The sequence below is a fragment of the Clostridium nigeriense genome, from assembly GCF_050585265.1.
Taxonomy (GTDB): Bacteria; Bacillota; Clostridia; order Clostridiales; family Clostridiaceae; genus Clostridium; species Clostridium nigeriense_B.
This window is the reverse complement of record NZ_JBNOOE010000007.1, coordinates 1-16562: the sequence shown is the minus strand read 5'-3', so window position 1 is coordinate 16562 and position 16562 is coordinate 1. Positions and strand designations below refer to the sequence as shown.

The 16562-nt window shown below is 29.7% G+C and carries 14 protein-coding genes; all 14 read left to right on the top strand.

What is annotated here, in order from left to right:
• Positions 1–4 precede the first annotated feature (4 nt).
• The 14 genes from ruvB to aspS all read left to right on the top strand — a co-directional run bounded on the left by ruvB (position 5) and on the right by aspS (position 16057).
• Positions 5–1030: a Holliday junction branch migration DNA helicase RuvB gene (gene ruvB / locus ACQPVP_RS07885; RefSeq protein ID WP_430839123.1), complete on the top strand. Its 1026-nt coding sequence runs from the start codon at positions 5–7 to the stop codon at positions 1028–1030.
• A gap of 33 nt (positions 1031–1063) precedes the next feature.
• Positions 1064–2092: a tRNA preQ1(34) S-adenosylmethionine ribosyltransferase-isomerase QueA gene (gene queA, locus ACQPVP_RS07880; RefSeq protein ID WP_430848817.1), complete on the top strand. Its 1029-nt coding sequence runs from the start codon at positions 1064–1066 to the stop codon at positions 2090–2092.
• 21 nt (positions 2093–2113) lie between these two features.
• Positions 2114–3256, top strand: a complete 1143-nt coding sequence (gene tgt, locus ACQPVP_RS07875) for a tRNA guanosine(34) transglycosylase Tgt (protein WP_430848815.1) — start codon at positions 2114–2116, stop codon at positions 3254–3256.
• A gap of 188 nt (positions 3257–3444) precedes the next feature.
• The gene (gene yajC / locus ACQPVP_RS07870; RefSeq protein ID WP_430848813.1) at positions 3445–3729 is read left to right on the top strand and encodes a preprotein translocase subunit YajC; all 285 of its coding nucleotides are present in this window, start codon (positions 3445–3447) and stop codon (positions 3727–3729) included.
• Between the two features lie 51 nt (positions 3730–3780).
• Entirely contained in the window at positions 3781–4149 is a 369-nt protein-coding gene (locus tag ACQPVP_RS07865) for a TIGR04086 family membrane protein (protein ID WP_430848811.1), read from the top strand.
• A gap of 301 nt (positions 4150–4450) precedes the next feature.
• Positions 4451–6580, top strand: coding sequence for a protein translocase subunit SecD (gene secD / locus ACQPVP_RS07860; RefSeq protein WP_430848809.1), 2130 nt, complete (start codon positions 4451–4453; stop codon positions 6578–6580).
• Positions 6581–6719: 139 nt separating this feature from the next.
• Positions 6720–7571, top strand: coding sequence for a DHH family phosphoesterase (locus tag ACQPVP_RS07855; protein WP_430848807.1), 852 nt, complete (start codon positions 6720–6722; stop codon positions 7569–7571).
• A gap of 101 nt (positions 7572–7672) precedes the next feature.
• On the top strand, positions 7673–8191 hold the full coding sequence (locus ACQPVP_RS07850; protein ID WP_430839114.1) for an adenine phosphoribosyltransferase: 519 nt from the start codon (positions 7673–7675) through the stop codon (positions 8189–8191).
• Positions 8192–8291: 100 nt separating this feature from the next.
• Entirely contained in the window at positions 8292–10481 is a 2190-nt protein-coding gene (locus tag ACQPVP_RS07845; protein ID WP_430848805.1) for a RelA/SpoT family protein, read from the top strand.
• 12 nt (positions 10482–10493) lie between these two features.
• The gene (gene dtd / locus ACQPVP_RS07840) at positions 10494–10943 is read left to right on the top strand and encodes a D-aminoacyl-tRNA deacylase (protein WP_430848803.1); all 450 of its coding nucleotides are present in this window, start codon (positions 10494–10496) and stop codon (positions 10941–10943) included.
• A gap of 16 nt (positions 10944–10959) precedes the next feature.
• Entirely contained in the window at positions 10960–11562 is a 603-nt protein-coding gene (locus tag ACQPVP_RS07835; protein WP_430848801.1) for an MBL fold metallo-hydrolase, read from the top strand.
• Positions 11563–11573: 11 nt separating this feature from the next.
• Positions 11574–12998, top strand: a complete 1425-nt coding sequence (locus tag ACQPVP_RS07830) for a coproporphyrinogen III oxidase (RefSeq protein ID WP_430848799.1) — start codon at positions 11574–11576, stop codon at positions 12996–12998.
• An 11-nt stretch (positions 12999–13009) separates the two neighbouring features.
• Complete coding sequence (hisS, locus tag ACQPVP_RS07825; RefSeq protein WP_430848797.1) at positions 13010–14257, top strand: histidine--tRNA ligase; 1248 nt, start codon at positions 13010–13012, stop codon at positions 14255–14257.
• Positions 14258–14272: 15 nt separating this feature from the next.
• Positions 14273–16057, top strand: coding sequence for an aspartate--tRNA ligase (gene aspS / locus ACQPVP_RS07820; RefSeq protein ID WP_430848795.1), 1785 nt, complete (start codon positions 14273–14275; stop codon positions 16055–16057).
• Positions 16058–16562: the final 505 nt, after the last annotated feature.

Below are 16562 nucleotides of genomic sequence, written 5' to 3'. Positions count from 1 at the left end.
ATTTATGGAAAGAATTATAACACCACAGGAAATTTTTGAAGATGGTAGTAATTTAAGTTTACGACCTCAATCATTAGAGGAGTATATAGGTCAAGACAAAGTAAAAGAAAGATTGAATATCTTTATTAAAGCAGCTCAAAATAGAGATGAAGCACTAGATCATGTTTTATTATATGGGCCTCCTGGACTTGGAAAAACTACATTAGCTAATATTATTGCTAAAGAAATGAATGGAGAGCTTAAGATTACTTCAGGTCCTGCTATTGAAAGGGCAGGTGATTTAGCAGCTATTTTAACAACATTAAAGGATAATGATGTCTTATTTATAGATGAAATTCATAGATTAAATAGAAATGTTGAAGAAATATTATATCCTGCTATGGAGGATTATGTTTTAGATATAGTTATCGGTAAGGGAGCAGCAGCTAAATCAATTAGATTAGATTTACCTAAATTTACTTTAATAGGAGCAACTACAAGGATTGGAATGCTTACATCTCCTCTTAGGGATAGATTTGGAGTATTATGTGATATGCAATATTATACAGAAGAGCAACTAAAAGAAATTATTATAAGATCTGCTTTTGTTTTAAATTGTCATATTACTGAAGAAGGGGCATATGAACTTGCAAGGCGTTCAAGAGGAACTCCAAGAATTGCAAACAGATTATTGAAAAGAGTTAGAGATTATGCTGAAGTATATTCTGATTCATTAATAAGTTACAAGGAAGCAAAGGCTGCCTTAGAATTATTAGAAGTAGATAACAAAGGCTTTGATAGAGTTGATAATAAAATATTACAAGCTATAATTGATAATTTTAATGGAGGACCTGTTGGTATAGAAACTCTTTCTTATTTTATTGGAGAAGAGCTTGGAACTATAGAGGATGTATATGAACCATATTTATTGCAAACTGGTTTTATTGTTAGAACTTCAAGAGGGAGAGTTGCAACTGATAAGGCTTATGAACATTTAGGAAGAAGCAAGAAAAAAAGAGGAAACTTAGGGGAACAGCAAAAATTATTTTAATAAATATGCAATTAAAGATAAGGAGATAGTAAAATGAGGGTTAGCGATTTTGATTTTGATTTACCAGAAGAATTAATAGCACAACATCCTTTAGAAAAAAGAGATACTTCAAGATTAATGGTTTTAGATAAGAAAACTGGAAGTATAGAACATAGACATTTTCATGATGTAATGGAATATTTAAATGAAGGAGATACTTTAGTATTAAATAATACTAGAGTAATGCCAGCAAGATTGATAGGTGAAAAAGAAGGAACTGGTGGGAAAATAGAATTTCTGCTTTTAAAAAGACTAGAGGGAGATAAATGGGAATGTCTTGCAAAACCTGGTAAAAGAGCTAAGATAGGTCAAAGCTTTATTTTTGGTGAAGGAAAGTTAAAATGTAAAGTAGTTGATATAATAGAAGAGGGAAACAGAATAATTGAGTTTTCATATGATGGTATATTTGAACAAGTATTAGATGAACTTGGAGAAATGCCTTTACCACCATATATAACTGAAAAACTTGAGGATAAAGAAAGATATCAAACAGTATATTCGAAAGAAAAAGGTTCAGCAGCAGCACCAACAGCAGGTTTACATTTCACTAATGACTTACTAGAAGAGATTAAGGCTAAGGGAGTTAATATAGCATATTTGACCCTTCATGTTGGACTTGGTACTTTTAGACCAGTTAAAGTTGAAGATATTAATGAACATATAATGCATTCAGAATATTATCATTTAGATAAAGAAAATGCAGATTTAATTAATGAAACTAAAAAAAGAGGAAACAAAGTTATAGCTGTAGGTACTACTTCTACAAGAACTTTGGAAACTATAGGTGATGAAAATGGGTATGTAAGAGAACAAAGTGGCTGGACTGATATATTTATTTATCCAGGTTATAAATATAAGGTTATAGATGAACTTATTACAAATTTTCATTTACCAGAATCTACTTTAATTATGCTGGTTTCTGCATTAGCAGGTAAAGAAAATGTAATGAATGCATATGATATAGCTGTTAAAGAAAAATATAGATTTTTCTCCTTTGGAGACTCTATGATTATTAAAGAATAACAAAAAAGAGGAAGTGAAAAATTGAGTAAAAAAAGATATACTTTATTAAAAAAAGATGGAAACGCTAGAAGAGGAAGGTTTGAAACCCCTCATGGAACTATTGAGACACCTGTATTTATGAATGTAGGTACTTTAGCCGTAATTAAGGGAGCAGTATCTACTATGGACTTAAAAGAAATAGGATGTCAAGTAGAACTATCTAATACGTATCATCTTCATTTAAGACCATCTGATAAGGTAGTGGCTCAGCTTGGTGGATTACATAAGTTTATGAATTGGGATAGACCTATTTTAACTGATTCAGGTGGGTTCCAAGTATTCTCTTTGTCTGGAATGAGAAAGATAAAAGAAGAAGGAGTATACTTTTCTTCCCATATAGATGGTAAAAAGATTTTTATGGGACCAGAAGAATCTATGCAAATACAAAGTAATCTTGCATCTACAATTGCTATGGCCTTTGATGAATGTATTCCTAATCCATCAACAAGAGAATATGTAGAAAAGTCTGTAGCGAGAACTACTAGATGGCTTGAAAGATGTAAAATTGAAATGGATAGATTAAACTCACTACCAGAAACTATTAATAAAGAACAAATGTTATTTGGTATTAATCAAGGTGGTTGTTATGAGGATATAAGAATAGAGCATGCTAAGACTATTACCAAAATGGATCTCGATGGATATGCAATAGGTGGATTAGCGGTAGGTGAGACTCATGAGGAAATGTATAGAATTATAGATGCGGTAGTACCACATTTACCGGAAGATAAGCCAATATATTTAATGGGAGTTGGTACTCCAAGTAATATATTAGAGGCTGTAGATAGAGGTGTTGACTTCTTTGATTGTGTACTACCTGCAAGAAATGGTAGACATGGTCATGTATTTACTAAAGAAGGTAAGATAAACTTAATGAATGCTAAATTTGAGTTAGATATAAGACCAATTGATGAAGGTTGTGAATGTCCAGCATGTAAAAGCTATACAAGAGCATATATTAGACATTTATTTAAGGCTAAAGAAATGCTTGCTATGAGACTTTGTGTGTTACATAATCTTTATTTCTATAATAAGCTTATGGAAGATATAAGAGCTGCTATAGATGGAGGATACTTTAAGGAATTTAAGGAGCAAAAGCTTAGAGAGTGGAATGGAAGAGCTTAAAGTATTAAATATCTGTTAATATAATTGACAGTACTATTTAATTATTATATTATGAAGGTATCCGAAATCAAGAATTGAAGATGAAGAAAAAGTGATTAAAAATTAAAAAGTTGTTTTAGTAGTTTGGAAGAAATTGCATAAATAATTATTTATTATTAATTTTTAATTATGTATTTCATAAGAAGGGAATGAATATAATGGAAGTTGCATTATCATTAGTAGTACCATTTGTTTTAATGTTTGGTCTAATGTATTTCTTATTAATATTACCAGAAAAGAAGAGAACAAAAAAATACAATGAAATGTTATCAGCTTTAGAAAAAAATGATGAGATAGTTACTAGAGGCGGAATTATGGGTAAGATAATTATCGTTGAAGATGATTATGTAATCATTGAAAGTAGTACTGAAAGAACAAAACTTAAAATTTCTAAAAATGGAATAGCTACAAAAGTAAATAAAGTACAAGAATAAGAATAATACCCTCTAGTAAATCATAAGATTATTACTAGGGGGTGAACTTTTATGGAGTGGGTAAGTTACTTTAAGAGTGTAATAAGAGGACTTATTTGGGCACTTGTAGTTACAATAATAACCACAATTATTTTTTCTTTTATAATGAATAGAGTTCCTATTGAAGAAAAAATATTTAATATTATATATGTGGTAATTACATGTTTAGCTTTAGTTTTAGGTTCTGTAATTGCCGTAAAATCATATGGTAGCAAAGGGTGGATTGTTGGTTTAGCCGTAGGATGTATATTTTACATAACACTATATATTTTAGGGGTATTATTCGGGGCTGAAGCTACATTAACCATATATGACTTTATAAAATTTATTTTATGCATATTTATTGGGTTGTTATCAGGAATGCTTGGAATAAATTTATAGCTACTATCGAATAATGAAAAATGAAGAAGGTAAAATGAAGATTAAGGAGAAAACTCTAATAGAGTTTTTAATTTAAATTATTTTTAGCAATTTGTAACAAATTGTATAAATAATTCTTCATTTTTAATTCTTCATTTTTAATTTTAATATATTTTTATTATATAATTTTTCTAATATAAAAATTATATAAAGAAATTTTAGTATAACATTGGCAATATTATACAAACTATATAAAAAGCTATTGATATTACTTAACATAAGTAATATAATTTAATAGAAAATGTACCAGAGGGGGAAGAATATGAAAGGGAGAAGCAAAAGCAAGAGCAAAAGCTCAATATTATTTGTACTTTGTATAGTTGTAATTATGTCACTAGCTTTTGTAGGTTTCAATGGATTTGAAATAGCGGGCTGGGAAGTTAAATCTTTTAATAATGCAATTACAAAGGGTCTTGATCTTCAAGGTGGAGTTTCTGTTTTGATGGAAATACAAGAAGATAACGTTTCATCTGATGTGCTTGAAAGAACAAAACAATTATTAGAGCTTAGAGTTAATAATATCGGAGTAGCTGAAACTGTAGTTACTGTAGAGGGGGATAACAGAATAAGAATTGATATCCCTGGAGAATATGACTCTAATGAAATAGTTGAGAATTTAAGTAAGACTGGTAATTTAGAGTTTAGAGATTCGGATGGAAATGTACTTTTAACAGGGAAAGATGTTAAAGAAGCAACAGCAGTTTTAGATAGTACATCTAGTCCTGTAGTATCATTAGAGTTTAATGATGATGGAAAAGAAAAATTTGCTGAAGTTACAGCAAATAATATTGGAAAATCCATTAGTATATATATGGATGATGAACTAGTTTCATCACCTGTAGTACAAAGTGCGATTACTGATGGTAAAGCTGTAATTAATGGAATGTCATCAATGGATGAAGCAACAAAGCTTGCAGGAGTAATAAGTTCTGGTGCATTGCCAGTTGAAGTTAAAGCGGCTTCAATTAGTAATGTTGGAGCGCAATTAGGTGCAGAAGCACTTCCAAATGCAATAAAGGCTGGAGTTATTGGCGTAGGAATAATATTCTTATTTATGATTCTTTATTATAGAATACCAGGATTATTTGCAAGTATTGCATTAACATTGTATATTACTTTAGTTCTTTTAGTGTTTACAGAAATGAAGGTTGCATTAACATTACCTGGAATAGCGGCTTTATTATTAACTATAGGTATGGCTGTAGATGCAAATATATTAATATTTGAAAGAATCAAAGAAGAATTAACAAGAGGAATATCTGTTAAAAGCGCAATTAAGGCTGGATTTGAAAATGCTATGGCATCAATAGTTGATTCGAATTCAACAACATTTATTGCTGCATTAATATTATATTTTATAGGTTCTGGATCAGTTAAAGGATTTGCAGTTACCTTAATGATTGGTATTGTTTTAAGTTTATTTACAGCTTTAATAATTACTAAGCTTTTAGTTAATTTAGCTGTAGATATGGGATTACTAAAGAAAGTGTGGCAGTTTGGAACTAAGAAAGAAAGAAGAGTATTAAAAATAGTTCAAAAAACAAAAATTTGGTTTGCAATATCTTTAATATGTATATTAATTGGAGTAGGATTTACTGTTACAAGAGGATTAAACCTAGGAATAGATTTCCAAGGTGGTACTAAGATAGTTGTTGAACTTGGAGAAGCTTTTAACAAAGAAGAAGTGGATGAAGTTGTTAAATCATTAGTACCTGATGCTGTTACTAATGAAGTAGAAGATACTCAATATGAGATTAAAGCAAAGGATTTAGATAATGATAAAGTTTCAGAAGTATTTAAGGCATTACAAGATAAATACAATTTAGAAGATGATGCCTTATTATCTCAAGATCAAATAGGGGCTTCTGTTGGTAAAGATCTTACTAAAAATTCTATAATTGCTTTAGCTGTTGCTTGTTTAGCTATGTTATTATATATTGCTGTAAGATTTAAGATGGATTATGGTATAGCAGCAATAGTAGCTCTTGTACATGATGTATTAATTACAGTTAGTGTTTTTGCAATTTTTGATATACCTGTAAATACGCCATTTATAGCAGCTATATTAACAATAGTTGGATACTCTATTAATGATACAATAGTAATATTTGATAGAATAAGAGAAAATGCTAAGAGTATGAGAAGATCTTCTGCTACAGAAATAGCAAACAAGAGTTTAACTCAAACAATGTCAAGATCTATTAATACTACACTAACTACTTTAATTACTATTACTGCAGTAAACATATTTGTTCCAACAGTAAGGGAATTTTCATTCCCATTGATTATAGGAATAGCAGCGGGAGCATATTCTTCAATATTTATTGCAGCACCAACTTGGGTTGCTTTAAGAAAAAGAGAAGCTAAGAAAGCTGAGAATAAAGTGAATTAAACCTTAAAATATATAAAAAACATATAAACCTCCTAAATTATTTGGAGGTTTATTGTTTTTTTATAATAAAACATTTGTAATATTTATGATTTTACATTATAATATATGTGTTTTCTTAAGTTTTATGGAGGAGTTTATAATGCGTAAGTTTTGGGAGAGTATTTATAGTCCAAATTATATTACTGGATATAATCCCTTTATACTTAAAAATATGAATAAGGCTATTGAACATATGGTAGAGGCAATAAACAATAGAAAAAAGATAGTTGTTTATGGAGTACCAAATGTTGATGGATTATGTGCTATAGCATCTTTAAATCTAGTTTTAAAGTATTTAAATGCAGATATAGAATATGTAATCCATGATGAAAATTCTGATTCTGGAATTACCTCTAAAAGTATAATAGACGATGTTAGCTTTTTGGGAGGACAACTTTTAATAACTTTAGGGTTAGATTTAAATTCAGAGGAAGAAGAAAAGCTTTGTAGGGATCTTGGGATAGATTTGATAGTTTTGGAAAATAAAGAAGTTAATGAAGAAAGAAAGTACATATACATAAATCCTAATCAAAAGGGATGTCAATATAGATATAAGAATTTGTCGATTAGTGGACTTACTTTTAAATTGATGCAGGCAATTGCAATTTACTATAATATTAAAAGTATAAACAAGTATTTAGATTTAATTCTTATAGGAGAACAATGGGCAGAAGTTCCTTTAAAAGGTGAAAATGGTGTGATTTTAAAAGAGGGTAGAAAGTTTCTTACTAATACAAATAATTATGGGTTAAGAGCCATAATGAATTATTATAATATGGTGGAAATGGATGATAAGTGTATTTTAAAGATTATAGATGTTATTACACCAACAATAAATGCTGTAAGAATGATGGACAATGCACGAATTATTATAGAACTTTTAACTACTAATAAAAAGGATAGGGCAGAACAAATAACTAAATATTTAAATAAATCAAGAATGACTATATAATTATTTTAATTATTACTATAATAATAAATCTATATTATTTTTATGTAAAAGTAGTTATAATAATTATATAGTTTATAATTTTTAGTAATGGAGGAGTTATCATGAATCTAAAGGAAAAAATAAGAGTAATTGAAAATTTTCCAAAGGAAGGAATAAGTTTTAAAGATATTACAACTGTAATTGGAGATGGTGAAGCATTAAAATATTCAATAGATAAAATAGTAGAACATTTAAAGGATAAAAATATAGATTTAATAGTTGGACCAGAAGCAAGAGGATTTATATATGGAGTACCTGTAGCATATGCTATGGGAATAGGATTTGTTCCAGTAAGAAAGCCAGGTAAATTACCTGGAGAAACAGTATCAGTAACTTATGATTTAGAATATGGTAGCGATACATTACAACTACATAAGGATGCAATAAAAAAAGGTCAAAGAGTAGCAATAGTAGATGATTTATTAGCAACTGGTGGTACTATAGACGCTGTAGCTAAGCTTGTAGAATTAGCTGGTGGAGAAGTTGTTTGCTTAGACTTTGCAATTGAGCTTACTGGACTTAATGGAAGAAAAAAATTAGAAAAGTATGAAGTCATGTCATTAGTTGATTATGAGTTTTAATATTGTTGAAATATCAAGATAAATATTATATAATATAAGAAAATGGCTGGTTGTTAAAACCAGCCAATTATTTTAGACTAAATCAAAGGAGATTACCCATATGTATGAATGCCTATTACAGAAAATAAAGGAAAATTGTAATAATGTTGATACCAATATAATTAAAAAAGCATATGATTTAGCATTTGATGCACATAAAAATCAAAAAAGAGAATCTGGGGAACCATATGTTACCCATCCGATTGATGTGGCTGTAATACTTGCAGAAATGGGTATGGATACTAGTACAATAGCAGCAGGTCTTCTTCATGATGTAATAGAAGATACTGAGTATACCTATGATGATATTAAAAATATTTTTAATGAGGAAATTGCCAATTTAGTTCAGGGTGTTACAAAACTTGGCAAAATAGAATATAAAACAAAAGAAGAGCAACAAGCAGATAATGTTAGAAAAATGCTTTTAGCTATGGCAAAAGATATTAGAGTTATTATTATAAAACTTGCAGATAGACTTCATAATTTAAGAACTTTAAAATATATGCCAAAGGCAAAACAAAAACAAAAAGCAAAAGAAACTTTAGATATTTATGCTCCTTTAGCTCATAGATTAGGTATTTCTAAAATTAAATGGGAACTTGAAGATTTATCCTTTAGATATTTACATGAAGAAGAATATTATGATTTAGTTAAAGAGATAGCTGAAAAAAGAGTTGAAAGAGAAACTTATATATCAGAAATAAAGGAAGATTTACATAAAAGACTTGAGGAGTCTGAAATAGATTCAGATATAGATGGAAGACCTAAACATTTTTATAGTATCTATAAAAAAATGGTTACAAAGAACAAAAGTATAGAGCAAATATTTGATTTAACTGCTATAAGAATTTTGGTTAATACAGTAAAAGATTGTTATGGTGTATTAGGTATAGTTCATACTATATATAAGCCTATTCCAGGTAGATTTAAGGATTATATTGCAATGCCTAAGGCCAATATGTACCAATCTCTTCATACTACAGTAATAGGACCTCAAGGTAAGACATTCGAAATACAAATTAGAACTTTTGAAATGCATAAAACTGCTGAATATGGTATAGCAGCCCATTGGAAGTATAAGGAAGGAGATTCTCAGGACGATAAAGAAAATTCCTTTGAAAATAAGCTAGCATGGGTTAGAGATATGCTTGAGTGGCAAAAGGAAACTTCAGATGCAGAAGAGTTTATAGAAGGATTTAAAATAGATTTATTTACAGATGAAGTTTTTGTATTTACTCCTAAGGGGGTAGTAATAAACTTACCAAGTGGAGCAACACCTATTGATTTTGCATATAGAATTCATACGGATATTGGAAATAAGTGCGTTGGAGCTAAAGTAAATGGCAAAATAGTACCACTTGATTATAAATTAAAAACTGGTGAGATAGTAGAAGTTTTAACTTCTAAAAATGCAAAAGGACCTAATATAGATTGGCTTAATATGGCTAAGAGTAATCAAGCTAAAAGTAAGATAAGACAATGGTTTAAGAAAATTAAAAAAGAAGAAAATATAGATAAAGGAAAAGAAATATTTGAAAAAGAGATAAAAAAGCAAGGAGTTATATTTTCAGAAATTGCTAAGGGAGATGGATATGATAAGGCAGTTAAGAGATATAACATCCACAATATGGAGGATTTGTATGCGGCAATAGGCATAGGTCAGATTTGTGCTTCTGCATTTATTTCTAAACTTAAAGAAGATAATATAATTGAAAAACAAACTTTTGAAACTATAAATAAAGCAATTGATGATCATATTAGCAAGGCTGATAAGTCTAATATTAAATCTATACCAGCTAATTCTTATGGAGTAACAGTAAAAGGTGTAAATAATATTATGGTTAGATTTGCTAGATGCTGTAACCCTGTACCTGGAGATGAAATCCAAGGATATATTACAAAGGGAAGAGGGGTTTCAGTGCATAGAAGTGACTGTAGCAATTTAAAGTCATTAATTAATTATGATAGTGGAAAAGTGGTTGAGGTATCTTGGGGATTATCAAAAGGAGCTGCTTATGTTGCTGAAATACAAGTTAAGGCGGAAGATAGAATTGGAATATTATCTGATATAATGACAATAATAACCGAAGCTAAATTACCTCTTAATGCATTAAATGCAAAATCTTCTAAAGGAAACATTGCTGTAATAAATATTAGAGTAAAAATAGATTCTATTGAACAACTTAAAGAGCTTATGAGAAAAATAAGAAGATTAAAAGGTGTAATGGACGTATATAGATTGAATAGTTAGAGGGGTAATATAATGAGAGTGGTAGTTCAAAGAGTAAATTCTTCAAGGGTTATTGTAGAAGATAAAATAATAGGTTCTATTGGTAAGGGACTTAATTTACTTATTGGTATTTCTAAAGAAGATACTGAAGAAGATTTACTATACTTAAAAGATAAAATTGTTAACTTAAGAATTTTTGAAGATGAAAATGATAAAATGAATCGTTCACTTTTAGATGTAAAGGGTGAAATTTTGGCTATATCTCAATTTACTTTATATGGTGATTGCAGAAAAGGAAGAAGGCCTAATTTTATGGAAGCTGAAGGCGGTGAAAGAGCCAAGGCTTTATATGAAAAGTTTGTTGAATTATTAAGAGAAACTAGTTTGAAGGTTGAAACTGGAGAATTTGGAGCTCATATGATAGTTGATATTAAAAATGATGGGCCAGTTACATTAATGTTAGATAGTAAAAAACAATTTTAGTTAGGAGGAATAATTTATGATAGTTAGGTCATATCCTCTTGGATCATTACAAACTAATTGTTACTTAGCCATTGATGATAAAACAAATAAAGCAGCAATAATAGATCCAGGAGCACAAGCAAATTATTTAATTAATGAAATAGAAGCTTTAGGTATACAAATAGATGTCATTCTATTAACTCATTGTCACTTTGATCATAATGGAGCAGTAGTAGAGTTAAAAGATAAGTATAATGTTGAAGTATATATAAATAAAGCTGAAGAAGAATATATGGAGATAGATTCTTCAGGTATTTTTGGTAAGTTACCAAAGTTTTATAAATATATAAATGAAGGGCAAGAAATTAAAGTTGGAAATTTAACTTTTAAAACTATATTTACACCTGGACATACAAAAGGAGGTACTTGTTATTTAGTCGAAGATAATGTATTTACAGGTGATACCTTATTTAATGGTTCAATAGGAAGAACTGATTTCTTAGGTGGGAGTTACAATGAACTTATAAATAGTATAGAAAGTAAGCTAATGATCTTAGATAATGATATAAATGTATATCCTGGTCATGGGCCAAAATCAACTATTTTTCATGAAAGGATGAAAAATCCCTTCCTAGTGTAAGAGGAGAGTAAATGGAAGTAATAGTAAAATTAAATGATTTAAAGTACAGATATGATGTATATCAAATGTTTAATATATATTATCCTTTAGAAGAAATTAAATTCGAAGATATGGGAGAATATATAGTAAATATAGAAGAAAATAAAGTTTCTTTTTTATATAAAGACTTTTATAAAGAGTCTAACTTAAGTGAAAATATTAAAGAAGACATTAAAAGACTTATTTTTTCTTCTCTTAAGGATATAACTGGAGACTATTATCCTTGGGGGATATTAGTTGGTATAAGACCTTCTAAAATAGCCTTAAAGTATTTAGAAGAGGGAAAAAGTGATGAGGAAATAGTTGAGATATTTAGGAGTAAACACTTGGCTTCTGAAGATAAAGCAAGGCTTTGTATTGAAGTTGCAAAAAAAGAAAAGGAATCAGTAAATAAGGATGAAAAAAATATTGCTATTTATATTGGAATGGCCTTTTGTCCAACTAGATGTTTTTATTGCTCTTTTACAGCTAATCCAATAGGTGGTAATAAAAAATTAGTGAATCCTTATTTAGAAGCATTAACATATGAAGTTAGAGAAATGAAAAATTATGTTGATGAAAGAGGATTAAAAATAGAAAGTGTATATTTTGGTGGTGGAACTCCAACTGCAGTAAATAATGAAGAATTTGAATCTATAATGAAAGAAATATATGAAGCTTTTGTTGATGAAAGAGATATACTTGAATTTACAGTTGAATGTGGTAGACCTGATAGTATAACTTTAGAAAAGTTAGAAACTATGAAAAAATATAAAACTACTAGAATAAGTATTAATCCTCAAACTATGAATGATAATACATTAAAGATGATAGGTAGAGGACATACATCTAAAGATGTTATTGATAAATTTAATTTAGCTAGAGAGCTTGGCTTTAATGATATAAATATGGATATGATAATTGGGCTTCCTGGAGAAGGAATTAAAGAGGCTAAGCATACTGCTGAAGAAATTTTAAAGTTAAAACCAGATAGCTTAACAGTTCATGGTTTATCGTTAAAGAGGGCTTCTATTCTTTATGAAAATTTTATTTTAAAAAAAGGAATACAAATTAAAAAGCAAGAAGAGCTTTCTTCAATGTATGAAGTAAGTAGAGAATTAGCTAATAAACTAGATATTAAACCATATTATATGTATAGACAAAAAAATATGGTTGGAAATATGGAGAATTTGGGGTATTCTAAAGAAGGCAAAGAATGTTTGTATAATATTCAAATGATAGAAGATAAACAAACTATTATAGCATTAGGAGCAGATGCAGTATCTAAAGTAGTATTTTTAGAAGATAATAGGATCGAAAGATTTGGAAATGTCAAAGACATTAGAGAGTATACGAACAGAATTAAGGAAATGGTAGAGGAAAAGAAAAAGCTTTTAGATACACTTTACCTTAAATAGGAGGAGATATTATGGAAATCCAAGCACCTAAGGGTACTAAGGATATGCTACCTCAAGATGCCTATAAGTGGCACTATGTTGAGGAAATTTTAAGAGAAGTTTCAAAGACATTTGGAGTAAGAGAAATTAGAACACCTATATTTGAACATACAGAGTTATTTTTAAGAGGTGTTGGTGAAACTACAGATATAGTACAAAAAGAAATGTACACTTTTAATGATAAAGGTGATAGAAGTATAACATTAAAGCCAGAGGGAACAGCCCCTACAGTTAGAGCTTTTATAGAAAATAGATTATTTAATGAAGCACAACCTACTAAGTTATACTATATGATTCCATGTTTTAGATATGAAAATGTACAAAAGGGAAGACTTAGACAATTTCATCAATATGGAGTAGAGATGTTTGGTTCTAAAGAACCATCAATGGATGCTGAAGTTATTTCTTTAGCTATGGAAGCTTTAAAAAAATTAGGACTTAAGAGCTTAAGCTTAAATATAAATAATTTAGGTTGTCCAAAATGTAGACCTAAGTATAATGAAGCTTTAAAGAAATATTTAGAAGAAAATTATGATAATCTTTGCGGTGTTTGTAAAACTAGATTTGAAAAAAATCCTATGAGGATTTTAGATTGTAAAGAAAAAACTTGTAAAGAAATCACTAAAAATGCTCCAATTATATTAGACTATGTATGTGATGAATGTGATTCTCATTTTACAGATGTAAAGAGATATCTTGATGCTTTAAATATAAAATATACTATTGATCCAGGTATAGTTAGAGGTTTAGACTACTACACTAAAACTATTTTTGAAATATTAAATGATGATTTTACAGTTTGTGGTGGTGGTAGATATGACAAACTTATTGAAGAAATAGGTGGCCCAGAAATGCCTGCAGTAGGATTTGGTCTAGGATTAGAAAGACTTATAATGACCTTAGAAAAGGAAGGAATAGAAATTCCGAAGGAAGATGTTATTGAGCTTTATATAGGTGCTAGAGGTAATGATGCAAAAACAGAAGCCTTTGTTTTAGCTAATAAGTTAAGAGCAAATGGTATTAAAACAGAAGTAAATCATATGGGCAGAAGCATAAAAGCTGAAATGAAATATGCCAATAAAATAGGTGCGGCATTTACTGCTATTATAGGTGATGACGAACTTCAAAATAAAGTTTTAAAACTTAAAAGAATGAGTGATGGAGAACAATTTGAAGTTAGTTTAGAAAATATAGATGAAATATCAAAGGTTATTAAATAGTTAGGAGGAAGAAAAATGGGTGAAGCTTTAGGCGGATTAAAGAGAACCCTAATGTGTGGAGAAGTTAGAGAAAGTAATGTTTCTCAAAAAATCACATTAATGGGGTGGGTGCAAAGAAACAGAAAATTAGGAGGTCTTCAATTCATAGACCTAAGAGATAGAACAGGAATTATGCAAATAGTTTTTGGAGAGGAAATTAATGCAGAAGCCTTTGAAAAAGCTAAGGATGTTAGACCTGAATATTGTATAGCTGTAACAGGAGAAGTAGTTTTAAGAGAAGCTCCAAATCACAATATGCCAACTGGATTAGTTGAGCTTAAATGCGAAAGTCTAAAAATACTTTCAGAGTCAGAAACTCCTCCTATATACATAAAAGAAGGATTAGATGCAGCAGAAAATATAAGATTAAAATATAGATATTTAGATCTTAGAAGACCTGATATGCAAAGAATATTTATGATTAGAAGTAAAGTTTCTAAATCAGTACGTGATTATTTAGATGCAAATAACTTTTTAGAAGTTGAAACTCCAATGTTAACAAAAAGTACTCCAGAGGGAGCAAGAGATTACCTTGTACCTTCAAGAAACTATCCAGGAATGTTCTATGCACTTCCACAATCACCTCAAATATTTAAGCAACTATTAATGGTTTCTGGATTTGATAGATATTATCAAATAGTTAAATGCTTCAGAGATGAGGATTTAAGAGCAAATAGACAACCAGAATTTACACAAATAGACTTAGAAATGAGTTTTGTTGAAGAAGAAGATGTTATAAAAATGAATGAAGGTTTAATTGCTCATGTATTTAAAGAAGTAGCAGGAGTAGATGTTAAATTACCTATAAAGAGAATGACATTTAAAGATGCTATGGAAAAGTACGGATCAGATAAACCAGATTTAAGATTTGGTATGGAAATTACTAATATTACAGAAGACGTAAAGGATATGGATTTTGTAGTATTTAAATCAGCTATAGAAAATGGTGGATCTGTAAGAGCTTTATGCTTAAAAGGTGGAGCATCTTTAGGAAGAAAGCCAATAGATAAATTAGGTGAATTTGTTAAGACATATAAGGCTAAAGGTCTTGCATGGATTCAAATTAAAGAAGATGGAATTAAATCATCAATTGCTAAATTCTTAACTGATGATGTAACAAATTCAATAGTTAAAACTATGAATGCTGAAGTAGGAGATGCTATATTTATAGTGGCAGATAAGAATTCAGTTGTGTTCCAAAGTTTAGGAGCTTTAAGATTAGAATTAGCTAAGCAATTTGATTTAATTAAGGATAAAAATGAATTTAACTTTACTTGGATTACAGAATTTCCTCTTTTTGAATACTCAGAAGAAGATGGAAGATATTATGCAGCTCACCATCCGTTTACATCACCTATGGATGAAGATATAGACATGTTAGAAAGTAATCCAGGAGAAGTAAGAGCAAAAGCATATGACTTAGTTTTAAATGGAGAAGAATTAGGTGGAGGATCTATTAGAATACATGATTCTAAGCTTCAAGCAAAAATGTTTAAAGTTTTAGGGTTTACTGAAGAGTCAGCGCAAGAAAGATTTGGCTTCTTAATAGATGCATTTAAGTTTGGACCACCACCACATGGCGGATTAGCTTTTGGATTAGATAGAATGATAATGTTCTTAGCAGGAACTGAAAATATTAAGGATGTTATTGCATTCCCTAAAAATCAAAATGCTTATTGCTACTTAAGTGAAGCACCTAATATAGTAGATGAAAATCAACTTGAAGATTTAGGAATTTCAATAATTAAAAAAGAACAATAGAAGGTAAAGAGATAGTTATTAAAACTATCTCTTTTTATTTGTGTGCCCAGCATGGGCAACAACTTGACGGTGAAAGTCCGTTGTGGGCTTGGTAGTGGGAACCACTAGCTAATGACAAGGGTGTCCATCGTGAGGTGGAATCTGAAGGAAGTCTAAGGCAAAATCTTGGTCTGAGGAACACGAACTACATATGAGGCTTACTAAGGTCGGACGAGTCTGCAAAACAAGATAAAGTCCAACACTACCCGAAACTTTAGGAGTATATGTAGCAGATATATGAGATGAAAGTTGTTGTTCTTACCTGGGGAGGTCTGATAGATACATTGCTAACAAAGATGAATTTCTAAAGCAATAACCTATGTAGCGATATATAACTGAACTATCAGAAGTCAGCAGAGGTCATAGTAACTCCGCTAATCGCGATAGCAGATGAAGGACTGAACTTTAAGGAGGTTTTGAAATTTGAAAATTTCGCAGAATAATCAAAGATTGCAGAAAACTAAAT

Excerpts from the sequence above, each read along its gene's own strand:
- ACQPVP_RS07850 (WP_430839114.1), top strand. The coding sequence starts at position 7,673 with ATGAATCTAAAGGAAAAAATAAGAGTAATTGAAAATTTTCCAAAGGAA.
- yajC (WP_430848813.1), top strand. The coding sequence starts at position 3,445 with ATGAATATAATGGAAGTTGCATTATCATTAGTAGTACCATTTGTTTTA.
- ruvB (WP_430839123.1), top strand. The coding sequence starts at position 5 with ATGGAAAGAATTATAACACCACAGGAAATTTTTGAAGATGGTAGTAAT.
- ACQPVP_RS07830 (WP_430848799.1), top strand. The coding sequence starts at position 11,574 with ATGGAAGTAATAGTAAAATTAAATGATTTAAAGTACAGATATGATGTA.
- hisS (WP_430848797.1), top strand. The coding sequence starts at position 13,010 with ATGGAAATCCAAGCACCTAAGGGTACTAAGGATATGCTACCTCAAGAT.
- ACQPVP_RS07835 (WP_430848801.1), top strand. The coding sequence starts at position 10,960 with ATGATAGTTAGGTCATATCCTCTTGGATCATTACAAACTAATTGTTAC.
- queA (WP_430848817.1), top strand. The coding sequence starts at position 1,064 with ATGAGGGTTAGCGATTTTGATTTTGATTTACCAGAAGAATTAATAGCA.
- ACQPVP_RS07845 (WP_430848805.1), top strand. The coding sequence starts at position 8,292 with ATGTATGAATGCCTATTACAGAAAATAAAGGAAAATTGTAATAATGTT.
- ACQPVP_RS07855 (WP_430848807.1), top strand. The coding sequence starts at position 6,720 with ATGCGTAAGTTTTGGGAGAGTATTTATAGTCCAAATTATATTACTGGA.
- dtd (WP_430848803.1), top strand. The coding sequence starts at position 10,494 with ATGAGAGTGGTAGTTCAAAGAGTAAATTCTTCAAGGGTTATTGTAGAA.
- ACQPVP_RS07865 (WP_430848811.1), top strand. The coding sequence starts at position 3,781 with ATGGAGTGGGTAAGTTACTTTAAGAGTGTAATAAGAGGACTTATTTGG.
- aspS (WP_430848795.1), top strand. The coding sequence starts at position 14,273 with ATGGGTGAAGCTTTAGGCGGATTAAAGAGAACCCTAATGTGTGGAGAA.
- secD (WP_430848809.1), top strand. The coding sequence starts at position 4,451 with ATGAAAGGGAGAAGCAAAAGCAAGAGCAAAAGCTCAATATTATTTGTA.